Origin of the sequence: Enterococcus sulfureus ATCC 49903, from assembly GCF_000407605.1 — a bacterium.
In the GTDB taxonomy this organism is placed as follows: Bacteria; Bacillota; Bacilli; order Lactobacillales; family Enterococcaceae; genus Enterococcus_G; species Enterococcus_G sulfureus.
On the sequence record NZ_ASWO01000006.1, the window covers coordinates 1 to 14,719 of the forward strand.

General features: G+C 41.1%; 15 protein-coding genes, 2 rRNA genes and 1 other RNA gene. 2 read left to right on the forward strand and 16 right to left on the reverse strand.

What is annotated here, in order from left to right; genetic code table 11:
• The 5 genes from I573_RS09600 to I573_RS09620 all read right to left on the reverse strand — a co-directional run.
• Positions 1-1,626 (reverse strand): 23S ribosomal RNA (locus tag I573_RS09600); the annotation flags it as partial.
• A 227-nt stretch (positions 1,627-1,853) separates the two neighbouring features.
• Positions 1,854-3,410, reverse strand: a 16S ribosomal RNA gene (locus I573_RS09605).
• 359 nt (positions 3,411-3,769) lie between these two features.
• Positions 3,770-4,132, reverse strand: coding sequence for a hypothetical protein (locus I573_RS09610; RefSeq protein WP_016186496.1), 363 nt, complete (start codon positions 4,130-4,132; stop codon positions 3,770-3,772).
• Between the two features lie 32 nt (positions 4,133-4,164).
• A complete protein-coding gene (locus tag I573_RS09615) occupies positions 4,165-4,530 on the reverse strand; it encodes a CvfD/Ygs/GSP13 family RNA-binding post-transcriptional regulator (protein ID WP_016186497.1) in 366 nt (121 codons plus the stop codon).
• 104 nt (positions 4,531-4,634) lie between these two features.
• Positions 4,635-5,222 carry a peptidylprolyl isomerase gene (locus tag I573_RS09620; RefSeq protein WP_016186498.1) on the reverse strand — a complete coding sequence of 196 codons (588 nt, stop codon included), beginning with the start codon at positions 5,220-5,222 and terminating at the stop codon, positions 4,635-4,637.
• A gap of 122 nt (positions 5,223-5,344) precedes the next feature.
• Here I573_RS09620 and I573_RS09625 point away from each other — a divergent pair, with 122 nt between their 5' ends.
• Positions 5,345-6,322 carry an NAD(P)/FAD-dependent oxidoreductase gene (locus tag I573_RS09625; RefSeq protein WP_016186499.1) on the forward strand — a complete coding sequence of 326 codons (978 nt, stop codon included), beginning with the start codon at positions 5,345-5,347 and terminating at the stop codon, positions 6,320-6,322.
• Positions 6,323-6,364: 42 nt separating this feature from the next.
• Here the strand turns inward: I573_RS09625 and I573_RS09630 are convergent, their stop codons facing one another.
• Entirely contained in the window at positions 6,365-6,607 is a 243-nt protein-coding gene (locus tag I573_RS09630) for a DUF1450 domain-containing protein (protein ID WP_016186500.1), read from the reverse strand.
• Between the two features lie 87 nt (positions 6,608-6,694).
• On the opposite strand from I573_RS09630, the gene I573_RS09635 reads away from it, so the two are divergent.
• The gene (locus tag I573_RS09635; protein ID WP_016186501.1) at positions 6,695-7,183 is read left to right on the forward strand and encodes a phosphatidylglycerophosphatase A family protein; all 489 of its coding nucleotides are present in this window, start codon (positions 6,695-6,697) and stop codon (positions 7,181-7,183) included.
• 55 nt (positions 7,184-7,238) lie between these two features.
• Here the strand turns inward: I573_RS09635 and I573_RS09640 are convergent, their stop codons facing one another.
• The 10 genes from I573_RS09640 to lysA all read right to left on the reverse strand — a co-directional run bounded on the left by I573_RS09640 (position 7,239) and on the right by lysA (position 14,717).
• The gene (locus tag I573_RS09640; RefSeq protein ID WP_016186502.1) at positions 7,239-7,871 is read right to left on the reverse strand and encodes a TIGR01906 family membrane protein; all 633 of its coding nucleotides are present in this window, start codon (positions 7,869-7,871) and stop codon (positions 7,239-7,241) included.
• Positions 7,868-8,635, reverse strand: a complete 768-nt coding sequence (locus tag I573_RS09645; protein WP_016186503.1) for a TIGR01457 family HAD-type hydrolase — start codon at positions 8,633-8,635, stop codon at positions 7,868-7,870. Before I573_RS09645 ends, I573_RS09640 begins: the two co-directional genes overlap by 4 nt.
• A gap of 3 nt (positions 8,636-8,638) precedes the next feature.
• Entirely contained in the window at positions 8,639-9,247 is a 609-nt protein-coding gene (locus I573_RS09650) for a YutD family protein (RefSeq protein ID WP_016186504.1), read from the reverse strand.
• A gap of 23 nt (positions 9,248-9,270) precedes the next feature.
• Positions 9,271-10,647 (reverse strand): bifunctional metallophosphatase/5'-nucleotidase, encoded by a 1,377-nt coding sequence (locus I573_RS09655; RefSeq protein WP_016186505.1) that lies wholly within the window; start codon positions 10,645-10,647, stop codon positions 9,271-9,273.
• Positions 10,648-10,758: 111 nt separating this feature from the next.
• Positions 10,759-10,845, reverse strand: an RNA gene (gene ffs / locus I573_RS11425) — signal recognition particle sRNA small type.
• Between the two features lie 14 nt (positions 10,846-10,859).
• Complete coding sequence (tadA, locus tag I573_RS09660; protein ID WP_016186506.1) at positions 10,860-11,384, reverse strand: tRNA adenosine(34) deaminase TadA; 525 nt, start codon at positions 11,382-11,384, stop codon at positions 10,860-10,862.
• A gap of 47 nt (positions 11,385-11,431) precedes the next feature.
• Positions 11,432-11,746, reverse strand: a complete 315-nt coding sequence (locus I573_RS09665) for a hypothetical protein (protein ID WP_016186507.1) — start codon at positions 11,744-11,746, stop codon at positions 11,432-11,434.
• Positions 11,747-11,825: 79 nt separating this feature from the next.
• Positions 11,826-12,518 (reverse strand): zinc metallopeptidase, encoded by a 693-nt coding sequence (locus I573_RS09670; RefSeq protein ID WP_016186508.1) that lies wholly within the window; start codon positions 12,516-12,518, stop codon positions 11,826-11,828.
• A gap of 85 nt (positions 12,519-12,603) precedes the next feature.
• Positions 12,604-13,422 carry a diaminopimelate epimerase gene (dapF, locus tag I573_RS09675; RefSeq protein ID WP_016186509.1) on the reverse strand — a complete coding sequence of 273 codons (819 nt, stop codon included), beginning with the start codon at positions 13,420-13,422 and terminating at the stop codon, positions 12,604-12,606.
• The gene (gene lysA, locus I573_RS09680; RefSeq protein ID WP_016186510.1) at positions 13,419-14,717 is read right to left on the reverse strand and encodes a diaminopimelate decarboxylase; all 1,299 of its coding nucleotides are present in this window, start codon (positions 14,715-14,717) and stop codon (positions 13,419-13,421) included. Before lysA ends, dapF begins: the two co-directional genes overlap by 4 nt.
• Positions 14,718-14,719: the final 2 nt, after the last annotated feature.

A 14,719-nucleotide genomic window follows, 5' to 3' on the forward strand; every position in this document is an offset into this window, starting at 1 on the left:
CACTAGAAGCTTTTCTTGGCAGTGTGACATCAGGAACTTCGGTACTATTATTTCCCTCCCCATCACAACTTGTCCTTGAAAGTGAAAGCATTTGACTCTCACTAAGACTTGTTGCTTGGACAGACATTTCCGATCGTCTGCATTCCTTAGCCTCCTGCGTCCCTCCATTGCTCAAACAAAAACAACGAGTACAGGAATATCAACCTGTTGTCCATCGCCTACGCCTGTCGGCCTCGGCTTAGGTCCCGACTAACCCTGGGCGGACGAGCCTTCCCCAGGAAACCTTAGTCATTCGGTGGACAGGATTCTCACCTGTCTTTCGCTACTCATACCGGCATTCTCACTTCTAAGCGCTCCAGTAGTCCTCACGGTCTACCTTCAACGCCCTTAGAACGCTCTCCTACCAGTGTACCAAAGGTACACTCCACAGCTTCGGTAATATGTTTAGCCCCGGTACATTTTCGGCGCAGGGTCACTCGACTAGTGAGCTATTACGCACTCTTTAAATGGTGGCTGCTTCTGAGCCAACATCCTAGTTGTCTGTGCAACCCCACATCCTTTTCCACTTAACATATATTTTGGGACCTTAGCTGGTGGTCTGGGCTGTTTCCCTTTCGACTATGGATCTTATCACTCACAGTCTGACTCCCGGATATAAATGAATGGCATTCGGAGTTTATCTGAATTCGGTAACCCGAGATGGGCCCCTAGTCCAAACAGTGCTCTACCTCCATCATTCTTAAATCCGAGGCTAGCCCTAAAGCTATTTCGGAGAGAACCAGCTATCTCCAAGTTCGATTGGAATTTCTCCGCTACCCACACCTCATCCCCGCACTTTTCAACGTACGTGGGTTCGGTCCTCCAGTGCGTTTTACCGCACCTTCAACCTGGACATGGGTAGATCACATGGTTTCGGGTCTACGACTACATACTAAAACGCCCTATTCAGACTCGCTTTCGCTACGGCTCCGCCTCTTCAGCTTAACCTCGCATGCAATCGTAACTCGCCGGTTCATTCTACAAAAGGCACGCCATCACCCATTAACGGGCTTTGACTTGTTGTAGGCACACGGTTTCAGGATCTATTTCACTCCCCTTCCGGGGTGCTTTTCACCTTTCCCTCACGGTACTGGTTCACTATCGGTCACTAGGGAGTATTTAGCCTTGGGAGATGGTCCTCCCGGATTCCGACGGAATTTCTCGTGTTCCGCCGTACTCAGGATCCTCCTAGGTGCATACCAAATTTCGTCTACGGGGTTTTTACCCTCTTTGACTGACTTTTCCAAGTCATTCGACTATCTGATCGTACTACCATATTGGAGTCCTACAACCCCAAGATGCAAGCATCTTGGTTTGGGCTTTTCCCGTTTCGCTCGCCGCTACTCAGGGAATCGAATTTTCTTTCTCTTCCTGCAGGTACTTAGATGTTTCAGTTCTCTGCGTCTACCTCTAATCAGCTATGTATTCACTGAAAAGTAACATCCTATAAAAGATGTTGGGTTCCCCCATTCGGAAATCTCTGGATCATAGCTTACTTACAGCTCCCCAAAGCATATCGGTGTTAGTCCCGTCCTTCATCGGCTCCTAGTGCCAAGGCATCCACCGTGCGCCCTTATTCACTTAACCTTATCAACCTTACGGTTGGGTTTTAATCATTGTCTTCTAGCGATAGAAGATGATTAAGAAAAATAAGCAATTGAACGTATTAAAAAACTCATTCAACGCGGTGTTCTCGGTTTGTTTTGATTTCTTTACTTCAATATCCAGTTTTCAATGAACAAATTATTTGAGAGTAAACCTCTCAAAACTGAACAAAGTGGAAACGAACGTGTGTATTCCGTAATATTCCTTAGAAAGGAGGTGATCCAGCCGCACCTTCCGATACGGCTACCTTGTTACGACTTCACCCCAATCATCTATCCCACCTTAGGCGGCTGGCTCCAAAAGGTTACCTCACCGACTTCGGGTGTTACAAACTCTCGTGGTGTGACGGGCGGTGTGTACAAGGCCCGGGAACGTATTCACCGCGGCGTGCTGATCCGCGATTACTAGCGATTCCGGCTTCATGTAGGCGAGTTGCAGCCTACAATCCGAACTGAGAGAAACTTTAAGAGATTAGCTTAGCCTCGCGACTTCGCAACTCGTTGTATTTCCCATTGTAGCACGTGTGTAGCCCAGGTCATAAGGGGCATGATGATTTGACGTCATCCCCACCTTCCTCCGGTTTGTCACCGGCAGTCTCGCTAGAGTGCCCAACTAAATGATGGCAACTAACAATAAGGGTTGCGCTCGTTGCGGGACTTAACCCAACATCTCACGACACGAGCTGACGACAACCATGCACCACCTGTCACTTTGTCCCCGAAGGGAAAGCTCTATCTCTAGAGTGGTCAAAGGATGTCAAGACCTGGTAAGGTTCTTCGCGTTGCTTCGAATTAAACCACATGCTCCACCGCTTGTGCGGGCCCCCGTCAATTCCTTTGAGTTTCAACCTTGCGGTCGTACTCCCCAGGCGGAGTGCTTAATGCGTTAGCTGCAGCACTGAAGGGCGGAAACCCTCCAACACTTAGCACTCATCGTTTACGGCGTGGACTACCAGGGTATCTAATCCTGTTTGCTCCCCACGCTTTCGAGCCTCAGCGTCAGTTACAGACCAGAGAGTCGCCTTCGCCACTGGTGTTCCTCCATATATCTACGCATTTCACCGCTACACATGGAATTCCACTCTCCTCTTCTGCACTCAAGTTCTCCAGTTTCCAATGACCCTCCCCGGTTGAGCCGGGGGCTTTCACATCAGACTTAAAGAACCGCCTGCGCTCGCTTTACGCCCAATAAATCCGGACAACGCTTGCCACCTACGTATTACCGCGGCTGCTGGCACGTAGTTAGCCGTGGCTTTCTGGTTAGATACCGTCAAGGGATGAACATTTTACTCTCATCCTTGTTCTTCTCTAACAACAGAGTTTTACGATCCGAAAACCTTCTTCACTCACGCGGCGTTGCTCGGTCAGACTTTCGTCCATTGCCGAAGATTCCCTACTGCTGCCTCCCGTAGGAGTCTGGGCCGTGTCTCAGTCCCAGTGTGGCCGATCACCCTCTCAGGTCGGCTATGCATCGTTGCCTTGGTAGGCCATTACCCTACCAACTAGCTAATGCACCGCGGGTCCATCCATCAGTGACGCAAAAGCGCCTTTCATCACTCTACCATGCGGTAAACTGAATTATGCGGTATTAGCACCTGTTTCCAAGTGTTATCCCCCTCTGATGGGCAGGTTACCCACGTGTTACTCACCCGTTCGCCACTCCTCTTACTTGGTGAACCGAAGTTCGATAAGTAAGAAGCGTTCGACTTGCATGTATTAGGCACGCCGCCAGCGTTCGTCCTGAGCCAGGATCAAACTCTCATAAAAAATTTGAAACGATCTACGATCGTTAAGCTCTAAATTGACTTTGCTAGCAATAATTGCTTGCTGTTTTTTTGTTTCTATTAAATAGAAACACCTTACACTATTGGTTCGTTTGCTTGCTTTGTTCAGTTTTCAAAGGTCTACATTGTTGTTTTAGCAACTCTTAAATCATATCACGTTTGTTATATCATGTCAACACTTTTTTCGAACATTCTCAAAAAAGAAATGCGATGTAACGTAACGACTTGATTATCATATCAACTTTTATAAGTTGAGTCAATAGTTTTTTCTCGTTTATTTTACTATTTTTTTATTCTTTCCTTTAATTAAGTTTGTGTTATTAAAAAAAACATTGGATTTCGCTAAAATGAAGGCATTCCCTCAATATTGAATTTTTGCACGATTTGTTGAAAATGCTTAAAATCTTCCCAAACATATTCATGTGGCAAATCCAAAGGTACGTTTTTTTCTACTGCTTCAAAAACAAACAACGGCACGCTTTGTCCTTTGATTACACCATTCGTCAATTCCAATAATTCTAAGTGGGTCACGTCTAGATTCACTTCTTCTTTTAATCGTTCTAAGATACTTGCCAGCCCTGTTCTTTCAGGTTGGGCAATTGCGGAAACTAAATGTTGTTCATTTTGGCATTTATTGACTAAAAATTTTTTCGTTCCATCAAGCATCGTTAACATAATTGTACCGGCAATGATTTTTTCTGACATCTGGTCCACTCCATCTCTTTTACGATTTCTATTTATTCTTCCAACATCTCTAATGCTTCTTCAATCCAAATAGGCAACGTCATTTCAATTGAATAAAATCCAATTTTTTTATTTTTATTTGTAAAGTAACGTTTTCTACGATTTAACACTTGAACAAACTGATCTTCTAATGTTCTTCTTGATAAACTGATTTTTTTCGTATAAAAATCGATATCAATGACTTGAACTTGAATCTCTTCTCCTACTTGCAATACTTCATGAATATTTTTCGTAAAACCCGATTGAATTTCGGATACATGAATCAACCCTTGTGTTTGGGCATCTAGCGCAACAAACGCACCATAAGGCTGAATCCCGGTTACTTTTCCACTTACGATTTGACCAATTTTATATGTCATTGTCTCACCTCATCATCGTTTTATATTATACCGCATAATATGAAAAAAAAAAGTAAACGTCGATGAAAATTTGACGTTTACTTTTCAACTGTCTATATCCTTGTTTACTCGCTGATTTCTACGCCTTCAATGACAACATCATAAACCGGACGATCTTGAGGTCCACGTTGTACACCTTCAATCGCTTCAACAGTGTCCATTCCATCGATCACATGTCCAAAAACAGTATGACGAAAATCTAACCATGGTGTTCCACCATTTTGATACGCTTCAACGACTTCTGCTGGGTAGCCAGCATTTTCCATTTGGCTCATCATATTTGAAGGAACAGATTTGTTACTTACAACGAAAAATTGACTTCCGTTTGTATTTGGTCCAGCATTGGCCATTGATAAAGCGCCACGCAAATTAAAAAGTTCTGGTGTAAATTCATCTTCAAATTTTTCACCATAAATACTTTCGCCACCCATACCTGTTCCAGTAGGATCGCCACCTTGAATCATGAAGTCTGGAATCACACGGTGAAAGATTACACCATCATAAAAGCCTTTTTTGGCTAATTCAACAAAGTTTTGCACCGTTTTAGGAGCAAGCTCTGGGAATAATTGAATCGTGATGTCTCCTTTATTGGTGTGAATCGTTGCTTTTGGTCCTTTTTGTTCAGCTAAATGTAATTGTGGAAATTGTGCCAAAATAGTTGCCTCCTTGAATTTTCAAATATGCTTCTATCATATCAGAAAACGAAAAAAATGCCACTAATGAAATTCTTTGTTATAATCCAGTTACTGCACTTGAAAGGAGCTGGACGCATTTTATGGAAATTTACGATTTGACTATCGTTGGTGCCGGCCCTGTTGGAATGTTTGCTGCATTCTACGCTGGGATGAGAAATGCCAAAACAAAAATTATCGATACACTACCTCAATTGGGAGGACAACTTGCTACATTATATCCTGAAAAATATATCTATGATATTCCAGGATTCCCTAAAGTAAAAGCGGGAGATCTTGTTGAAAATTTGGAAAAACAACTTCAAACATTCAATCAAACCTATTGTTTAGAAGAAGAAGTTTTGACATTAAATAAAGAAGAGGACTATATCGAGATCGTCACAAATAAAACGACTCATTATTCTAAAGCTGTCATTTTAGCATTGGGAAATGGTTCTTTTCAACCTCGAAAATTAGCATTACCAAACGCTGAAACTTTTGAAAACTTGGGAATCGATTATTATGTACCAGATATCATGAAATATGCTGGAAAAAAAGTCGCGATTGCCGGTGGTGGGGATTCAGCGATCGACTGGGCCTTAATGTTAGAGCCGATCGCATCTGAAGTTTATTTGGTCCATCGTCGGAAAGAATTTCGTGCACATGAACATAGTGTGACGAAATTGATGGAGTCAAATGTACGACTACTCACTCCTTATATAGTAGAAAGCATCGCAGGAAACCGTACATTAGAAACCATTGAACTTGCTGAAGTTAAGGGTGAAGAGCACGTCACGCTTTCTGTTGATCATTTGATTGTCAATTATGGATTTAGCTCTTCTTTAAATGTTAAAGACTGGGGCATGAGCAGTACACGTCAAGGAATCACTGTCTCTTCTGATATGCAAACGACGCTACCAGGTGTTTACGCTTGTGGTGACGTCTCGATTTACGACGGAAAAGTAAAATTGATTGCTACCGGATTTGGAGAAGCACCTACTGCTGTCAATAATGCACTACATTACATCGATCCTAAAAATCGAACACAACCTATGCATAGTACTAGCCTTTTCCAAAAATAAAAAAAGAAGGGATGACAAAATTCTGTCATCCCCTCTTTTTATCTATAAAAATTCAGCGTGCCATTCATTAATTGCTTGCTCGATTTTTGTTAGTAACGCCTCAGGAGTTGATGCGCTGATTCGTTCACCTTCAAACATACAAAAGAGAACTTGGGCGCAAATACTACACTCACTCATACAGCCATACGTCATCACTTCGACATCATCCCGCGCTGTTAATGCCTCAACAGTACTCTGATTGCCCTGATTGATGTTTGATTCACAAAATTCAACTAAAGGTAACATCGGTTTCACCACAATTCTTTGAAGGATTTCCAAAAGTAGTATACCATGAAAGAAGAAAATATTCGAAAATTTGAGAGGATGGTTTTCATGACTGTAACCCCAAGTCAATTAGAACAAAAAGCACGTACTTTACTTACTGAACGAGGTGTCTGCGTTAACGATATTGCTGAACTTGTACTTTTTTTACAACAAGCCTATATTCCTGATCTCACGCTTGAGATGTGTGCGTTAAGCGTAGATGCTGTACTTGGTAAACGTGAAGTCCAAAATGCTATTTTGACAGGTATTCAGCTAGATTTGCTCGCTGAACAAAAACAACTGATGGACCCTTTACAAGAAATCGTTGAAAAAGATGAAGGTCTGTATGGCATCGATGAAATTTTAGCCTTTTCGATCGTCAATGTATATGGATCGATCGGGTTTACTAATTATGGGTACATCGACAAAGTAAAACCAGGTATTTTAGCGAAATTAAATGACCACACTGCACCACACGTCCATACGTTTTTAGATGATATTATCGGTGCGATCGCCGCAGCAGCAGCTAGTCGCATCGCACATCAACATCCATTTTAATCTACACAACATAACGCCAAAATCGTGAGAATACTCGATCTTGGCGTTTTTAATGTTATTTAGTTTGACGAAGTGACCAACGTCCATAAAGATAAAACAGAAAGAAAAAAAGTTCTAGACAACAAAAGAATAAACCAAAACAGGCAAAAAAGAATATTTCTGGTAACACGTTAATAATTGGATCCGTAGCTGGATTAAATACCCAATCAGCATTACGAAATAATACTTCATGAAAAGTAATAAAAAAGCGATCAAATCCAGCAACCATGACAAAGCCTACTACGATCGGTACAAACAGCGCGACTTGCATAGGACGAATCATCCGCCACTGTTCGTGATGTGCTACTAAGCCGTAAATAAACCAAATCGTTGGAATCAATGTAATCAAGAACACAAGATGATTCACTAAAAACAACTGTTTGACATCGACAAAATGCTTCATCCCACTTTCAGACATTGGAAAATCTGCTAAGTGAAGTGTCTGAATCCAAGGGAAATTTAAATAAGCCAATAACTCTTTATATTGTGCCAATAGTTCCGTTTTTGAAAGTGTCGTAAATTGTGTCAGATGTTCCCTATCGATAAAAAGACGATACAGCCATGTGCTATTGATCGTAATTAAGATTGCACTAGAAACAAGTGTTAAAAAAAGGGAAACCCATTGAAAAAAACGAATGCCCCGTCTCATTTTAGTTGCCATTCATCTAAAGAATCAACTATATAAGTTGGAGCTTGCGGCAATGTAGGTACTGCTGATTTAGGTGTAAAACCAGATAGTACGAGTAAAGTATCGATGCCATTGTTTAATCCTGCACGGATATCTGTTTCATAATTATCACCAACCATAATCGCTTCAGCTTTGTGACACCCTAGTTTCGCTAATGCTTTCTCCATAATAATCGCTTCGGGTTTGCCGATAAATACCGGTTTTGTTTGCGTAGCTGTCTCAACAAATGAAATGAGTGCCCCGGCTCCTGGCATCAACCCTTTTTCAGTTGGAATATTTTTATCTGGATTCGTTCCAATAAAGCATGCTCCTTGTTGGATCGCTAAAACAGCCGTTGCCAATTGATCGTACGTCACATTGGAATCCAGACCTACAACGACAAAAGAGGGTGCTATTTCGTCAATCGTATACCCAGCTTGAATAATCGCATCTTTTAAACCACTTTCCCCCACCACATAAGCTGTTTTGGGTTTTGCTTGTTCATTCATAAAATCGATTGTTGCCAAAGTAGCCGTATATACTAGGTCGCTTGACACATGGATATCAAATTCATTTTTCAAACGTGCCGCTACGGTCTCTGGTGTTTTTGTTGTGTTATTGGTGACGAACATGAAGGGGATTTTAGCATGTTGTAAACGATCAATAAATCGTTTGCCAGCGTCAATCGGTGCTTTCCCTAAATAAATCGTACCATCTAAATCAATCAAATATCCTTTATATGCCATCGATTACTCCTCCCGTTTTCGAATCGTAAATTTTTTTGTCGCTTCTTTGGGTTTTTGTTTCACAGCTTCAGTTGTCCCAGGCGATTGTTTTCCTGTTTTTTTCGTTGTATTTTTTATTTTAGGCGTTGTTTTTTTCACTGGAGCTTTTTTCTCTGCAACATGTGCTTGCGATTTTGTTTGTTTTTTCTTTTGTTTTTTCGCTGTGTTTTTTTGTTTTCGATGTCCCACACGTTCAATCACAAAATACGCACAACCAAAATTACAATACTCATATAAGTAATCTTCTAGCGTATCAATCCGTTGGTCTGGTAACGCACGTTTATTGGTTACATCAAAGAATCCTTTTAAACGGAGTTGATCATATCCCCAATCTCCTACAATAAAGTCATAGCGTGATAACACTTCACTGTATCGATTGGCTACCTTTTCTAAATCAAAGGCTTGACGATAGTCTGCTACTACTCGATACAAACGACCAGAAAGCAAAATATCTGTTTCATTTACACGTTCAAAGGTCGTTCCTTTCGCTGTTTTTTGCTCCGGAGTTGGCTCTTCTACGATTTCTTCTAAGATCGCAGTCAAGTCATCCGTTAATTGATTTTCTTCTGACATGTGTTGTCACCTCTTTTTAATTTTCATTCAATTGGAAATGCTTGTGCTAACCCTTGGCCTACGATCGTTCGTAAAAATTCTGGAAATAAAAATGTTGTTATACCCGCAAGCTCGATCGTTGGAAAAAAAGGAATAAACATCAGATGATCGACTGTAGTCAATTCATAATCTTGCGTTGGATCAACGAGTTCTTCTCCTACGAAGACTTGTCGTGTATCCGAATCATAGCGTAATCCGTAATAGATGATCTCCCCAAAGATTTTCCCTCGAAATCCCATCCCCTTGATCGGATAGTGTTTTAAAAACAAGCGATTTCGTTCGATTTCACCGACCAAACGTAAAAGATCCGAACCGTTCAATCGAACTTTGATCAAGCGCATTGGATGCGGTAGTAGTTGATGAAGATCAGCTGTTGTGACCATTCCTTTGGGTAACCCATCTAAAAACAAGCCTGTATTGACAAGGCTAATCGTCGTATTGCCGCGTAGAGCCATTGCATTTAAAGCATATTCACTTAGCGATGGACCGGTAGTTGAAACGACAGGTAAATCAAAAGGAAGTACTGCTAGCGGTACTTGCTGCAACAAGTGTGTCCCTTGTTCTAGCCAAGAATTAATTTGTGCAGTATCTTTTGGTTCTTCGGGTAAAGATTCAGTTAAAAATGTCTTTGCTACTGATTTATGAATTTGATTATTTTCAAACGTGACGGTAACTTCGCCCACATAATAGCCGAATTTCCCCGCTGCAGCAAGTTGTGTGGTGTTTATTTTTTTTCCTTCTTTAAACAAATGATGCGTATGCGAACCTAAAATCAAATTGATTTGCGGAAATTCAGCTGCAATTTGATCATCTGCGTTAATGCCTAAATGGCTTAATAAAATAATATAGTCCGCTTCTTTTTGAACATCTGGAACTACTTCATTTAGTATGGCGATCGGATCTTTCACATCCCAGTTATTCGGATTATACGTCAACGGAAATGGTGCAGTTAAGCCAATAATCCCCACTTTAATGCCAATTTCTGTTGGAACGATCAAAAATGGTTTGACCCATCCTGGACGGGTTTGTGTGTTTAAGTCGACTAGGTTTGCCAACACTACTGGAAAATTTGCATCGTCGTATAGATGGTCTAACACCGCGCGACTATTGCCAATCCCTTCATTATTGCCTATCGTAACCGCATCATACCCAATCGTATTCATCAATTCGATATTCGCTTGTCCATCTGTCGCTTCGGTCAGCGGGTGCCACCGATCTAAAAAATCTCCTAAATCGACCGTCAGTACGGCTTCATTTACTCGTTTTTTTTGTTTTTGTTTTAAAAATCGACTGACTTTCGGCCAGTTTTCAAAATGTGAATGGAGATCATTCGTATGTAAAATACGTAATGTATCAGGCATACTTTCCGCCTACTTTCTAGTTCGTACTGCTTAAATTTTGGCACATCCTTTATCTAAAGTCAAAAGAATAAAAAAACTGGGAACAATCAATGATTGCTCCCAGTTTTTCGTTATGTAATCAGACACATGAAGACACCTGCTTAGTGCTGCTTCCTTCCAGACCTGACACAATTCACAAGGCCTCCATTGTCCTAGCCTTTCGGCACTACTTATTATAACGGAAGCTCTGGTGAATTACTAGTCTTTTTTAGCTTTTTTTTACGTTGACGTAATTCGCGGAAAAAATCGGTCAATAATGCACCACACGTTTCCCCTAAAACCCCTGCCTCAACATAACTCCAGTGGTTGAAGCGCTCATCTGTCGAGAGATTCAGTAAACTTCCACTAGCACCGCCTTTTGGATCAAAGGCACCAAAATAGATTTCATCAATTCGTGCGAGCATGGAAGCGCCCGCACACATTGGACATGGTTCAAGTGTTACAAATAGCTGGGCTTGTTCTAAACGCCAACTTCCCACGCGTTGACAAGCTTCTTTGATTGCGATCATCTCTGCATGCATCGTAGCATCTTGTGTGGTTTCTCTTAAATTATGGCCTCGACCAATAATCTGTCCATCTAACACCACAATAGCACCAATGGGGACTTCTTGTAGCATTTGTGCTTTTCGTGCTTCTAAAATAGCCTCGTTCATAAATACTTCTTTTTGCACCTTTGTTAACGTACTTGTTTTTTCCATCCTCTACTCCTAAAAAAACTGAGATGCACGCGTGCATCTCAGTAGGGCTAAAATACTTGATTGAAGAAATCTTGCAATTTATCTTTTGCATCTTCTGCATGAGAAGCGACTTCTTGTTTACCTGATTTCACTTTTTTACTTAATTGCATGACATAATCTAGTTCTTCGTCATCTAATTTATCGACAACATTTAATAACGTTTCATTGCCACCAAATTTATCCGAAACGAATTTTTTCACTTTACAACGGTTCGTCATATAACGACCTTTTGTTAGTAGTTTTTCTGAAGCAATTGCTGCAGTAGCTACCCCAGCGATTGCCACAAGTCCTAAGCCTAAAGATACTTTAGTTGCTGCTTTCATCTTGTTTCATCCTCCCTGTTTCGTGCTTGATTCCTGTATTTATCATAACATGAATACCCCAAAAGCTCTAACGATTCGATCAATTCCGACGATTGTTTGCAATCATGATCAAGCGAATCAATTGCAACAATGTCGTAATCGCTGCGGCGACATACGTTAATGCTGCAGCAAATAATACTTTACGTGCCATTGGCAATTCCTCTTGGGTCAATAGTCCACCTTCGCCTAAAATTTTTAATGCACGTCTTGAGGCATCAAATTCTACTGGCAACGTCACGATTTGAAATAAAAATGCAATCGAAAAGGCGACAATCCCTAAGTTGATCAATAAAGGAAAACTAAAAATCAATCCAAACATGATCATCGGAATAGAAATACTGGAACCTAGGTTTGCTGCAGGCACGATCGCTGCTCGAATACGCATCGGTTTGTAATCTACGGCATCTTGTACCGCATGCCCGCATTCATGCGCTGCTACCCCAATGGCCGCAACAGAAGTTGAACGTGCGGTTGATTGAGATAAGCTAAGCATCTTGTTTCCCGAATTGTAATTATCTGTCAACTCACCTGAAATACTTTGGACACCGACATTATGGATGTGTTGATTTTGTAAAATATACTCTGCCGCATCCGTTCCTGTTACATGATGTTGACTTTTGATTTTATCATATTTTTTAAATGTACTATTCACATAAGCGGATGAGGCTAGTGAAATCGCCATCCCAATAAAGACCAACGATAGCGTAAACCAATTATCTAACCAATAGATCATGGCATCTCTCTCCTTCTAGTTATTTCCTTTATTTTAGCATGACTTTACACATTCACTGTCATTTTACACTAGACTAAGGAAAATTTTAGAAATTTAGCGCTTCATCACAAATAACCCCTACCACGATTTGAGTAGTTTCACCACTTAAAAACAAATCCGTTCCATCTACTTCAACGTGTAATACGCCACCTAATGTATGTAGTGTGACCTCTTGGCTTTGTTTTTGTCTTTTGACTAGCGTTAATGCCGTAGCTCCAGAACCGGTCCCACAAGCGAGAGTAAACCCTTCTACTCCACGTTCGAACGTTCGGATCACGAGTTTCCCATCGCTCGTTTCCTCGTAAAAATTAACATTCGCTCCTTTTGGTAAACGATCCCAGTGACGTAGCGTTTTCGCTAAAGGCATCAATTCCTCTAGTTTGCGATCAACCAATCCAGGCAATTCAACGACTAGGTGTGGCAATGCAGGATCACCTAATTCAATATAAGATAATTCTTTCACCTCTGGAAACGTCCAATCGTAAACTTCTTTTGTCGCCGTATTCAACTGCACTTTATAGGTACGTTGATCTAAACGCCATGCCGGCACGTCGCCAGCAACAGTTTCGATAACCATTTTTTCTCCAACAAGCTGATGTTCATAAGCATATCGAGCCAGACAACGTGCTCCATTTCCACACATTTCAGCTTCTGTCCCATCTGCATTAAAGAAGATCATCCGAAAATCACCACCGTGTTGCGCACGATCGACGACCATTACAGCATCTGAACCAACCGAAAGTCGACGCTGACACACTTGTTTAGTGAGCATCACGAGTTGATCCATCGTATAGTTTAGCTCAATATTATTTAAAATAATAAAATCATTTCCAGTACCTTGATATTTTTCAAATGGAATCTTCATCTAGTTTCTCCTGACTGTAAGTGTTTCGGAATACGTTCGTTTTGAATGATTTGCGCATAGCTTTGGCGTTCTACAACAAGTTCTGCTTGCCCATCTTGAACAAAAACAGCAGCTGGGATTTGAATTTTATTGTAATTGCTCGCCATCGAATAGCCATATGCGCCAGTAGTAAACGTGGCAAAAATATCACCTGTTTCTACAGGGGGTAAAACGATATCTTTCACTAAAATATCTGTGCTCTCACAAATTTTACCTGAGATTGTTACCTTCTCTGTCGCTGCTTGATCGTATTTATTTGCAAGAATCCCTTCGTATTCGGCATGATACAAACCTGGTCGAATATTATCTGTCATCCCGCCATCGATCGACGCATAAGTACGAATACCCGGTAAAGTTTTGATGGCCCCAATCGTATGCAAACTGATCCCGGCTTCAGCGACAATGCTACGTCCAGGTTCGATTACGATCGTTGGACGATACAATTTATGTTCCTGACAAAAAGCAATGGTTTTTTCCATCAACGGATCTAAAAAGTAGGCAAAAGGTTGGCGAATATCGTCTGTTGTATACCGTACACCAAAGCCACCACCGTAATTTAGTTCTTTCACCGTATACCCAAATGTATCATAGATTTTTTTTACCAAATCCAAGGCAACTTGTGCTGCAGCCAAATGGGTTTGATTTTCCGCAAGCTGACTGCCAATATGAAAATGGATTCCATAAAAATCAAGTTCTGGCGCTTCGATCGCTTGTTGGATCAAAGGAAGTAAAATCGATTCATCTAGCGGAATCCCAAACTTAGAATCTTTTTGCCCAGTTGAAATATATTCATGCGTATGGACACTGATTTCCGGTGTGATACGAAATAGAATGTTGGCTGTTGTCTGTTTTTCTTTACAAATGGCTTGAATCAGCTCTAATTCTTGCAAACCATCGACGATGATCCGTCCAACACCATAGTCTAGTGCCATCTCTAATTCTTCAATGGATTTATTATTGCCGTTAAATTCGATTTTTTCTGCTTCAAAACCTGCTTTAATCGCGGTGTATAATTCGCCCCCGCTGACTACATCTAAACATAATCCTTCTTTTTCAACTAAACGTAACATCGCTAATGTATTAAAAGCCTTTGACGCATAAGCGACACGTACTCGATCATATTTTTCGATAAAGTCTTCACGCAATTCTTGGCAAGCTTCTTTGATTTTCGTTTCTGAAAATACATAAAGCGGGGTTTGAAATGTTTTAGCTAACTCGACGGTATCACAACCATCAAAAATAAAATGTTCACTCATCT

Bases quoted from the DNA above. Each gene is read 5' to 3' on its own strand.
- I573_RS09610 (WP_016186496.1), bottom strand. From the start codon at position 4,132: ATGTCAGAAAAAATCATTGCCGGTACAATTATGTTAACGATGCTTGAT.
- I573_RS09630 (WP_016186500.1), bottom strand. From the start codon at position 6,607: ATGTTACCTTTAGTTGAATTTTGTGAATCAAACATCAATCAGGGCAAT.
- lysA (WP_016186510.1), bottom strand. From the start codon at position 14,717: ATGAGTGAACATTTTATTTTTGATGGTTGTGATACCGTCGAGTTAGCT.
- I573_RS09640 (WP_016186502.1), bottom strand. From the start codon at position 7,871: ATGAGACGGGGCATTCGTTTTTTTCAATGGGTTTCCCTTTTTTTAACA.
- I573_RS09650 (WP_016186504.1), bottom strand. From the start codon at position 9,247: ATGTCAGAAGAAAATCAATTAACGGATGACTTGACTGCGATCTTAGAA.
- dapF (WP_016186509.1), bottom strand. From the start codon at position 13,422: ATGAAGATTCCATTTGAAAAATATCAAGGTACTGGAAATGATTTTATT.
- tadA (WP_016186506.1), bottom strand. From the start codon at position 11,384: ATGGAAAAAACAAGTACGTTAACAAAGGTGCAAAAAGAAGTATTTATG.
- I573_RS09615 (WP_016186497.1), bottom strand. From the start codon at position 4,530: ATGACATATAAAATTGGTCAAATCGTAAGTGGAAAAGTAACCGGGATT.
- I573_RS09655 (WP_016186505.1), bottom strand. From the start codon at position 10,647: ATGCCTGATACATTACGTATTTTACATACGAATGATCTCCATTCACAT.
- I573_RS09670 (WP_016186508.1), bottom strand. From the start codon at position 12,518: ATGATCTATTGGTTAGATAATTGGTTTACGCTATCGTTGGTCTTTATT.
- I573_RS09635 (WP_016186501.1), top strand. From the start codon at position 6,695: ATGACTGTAACCCCAAGTCAATTAGAACAAAAAGCACGTACTTTACTT.
- I573_RS09625 (WP_016186499.1), top strand. From the start codon at position 5,345: ATGGAAATTTACGATTTGACTATCGTTGGTGCCGGCCCTGTTGGAATG.
- I573_RS09645 (WP_016186503.1), bottom strand. From the start codon at position 8,635: ATGGCATATAAAGGATATTTGATTGATTTAGATGGTACGATTTATTTA.
- I573_RS09665 (WP_016186507.1), bottom strand. From the start codon at position 11,746: ATGAAAGCAGCAACTAAAGTATCTTTAGGCTTAGGACTTGTGGCAATC.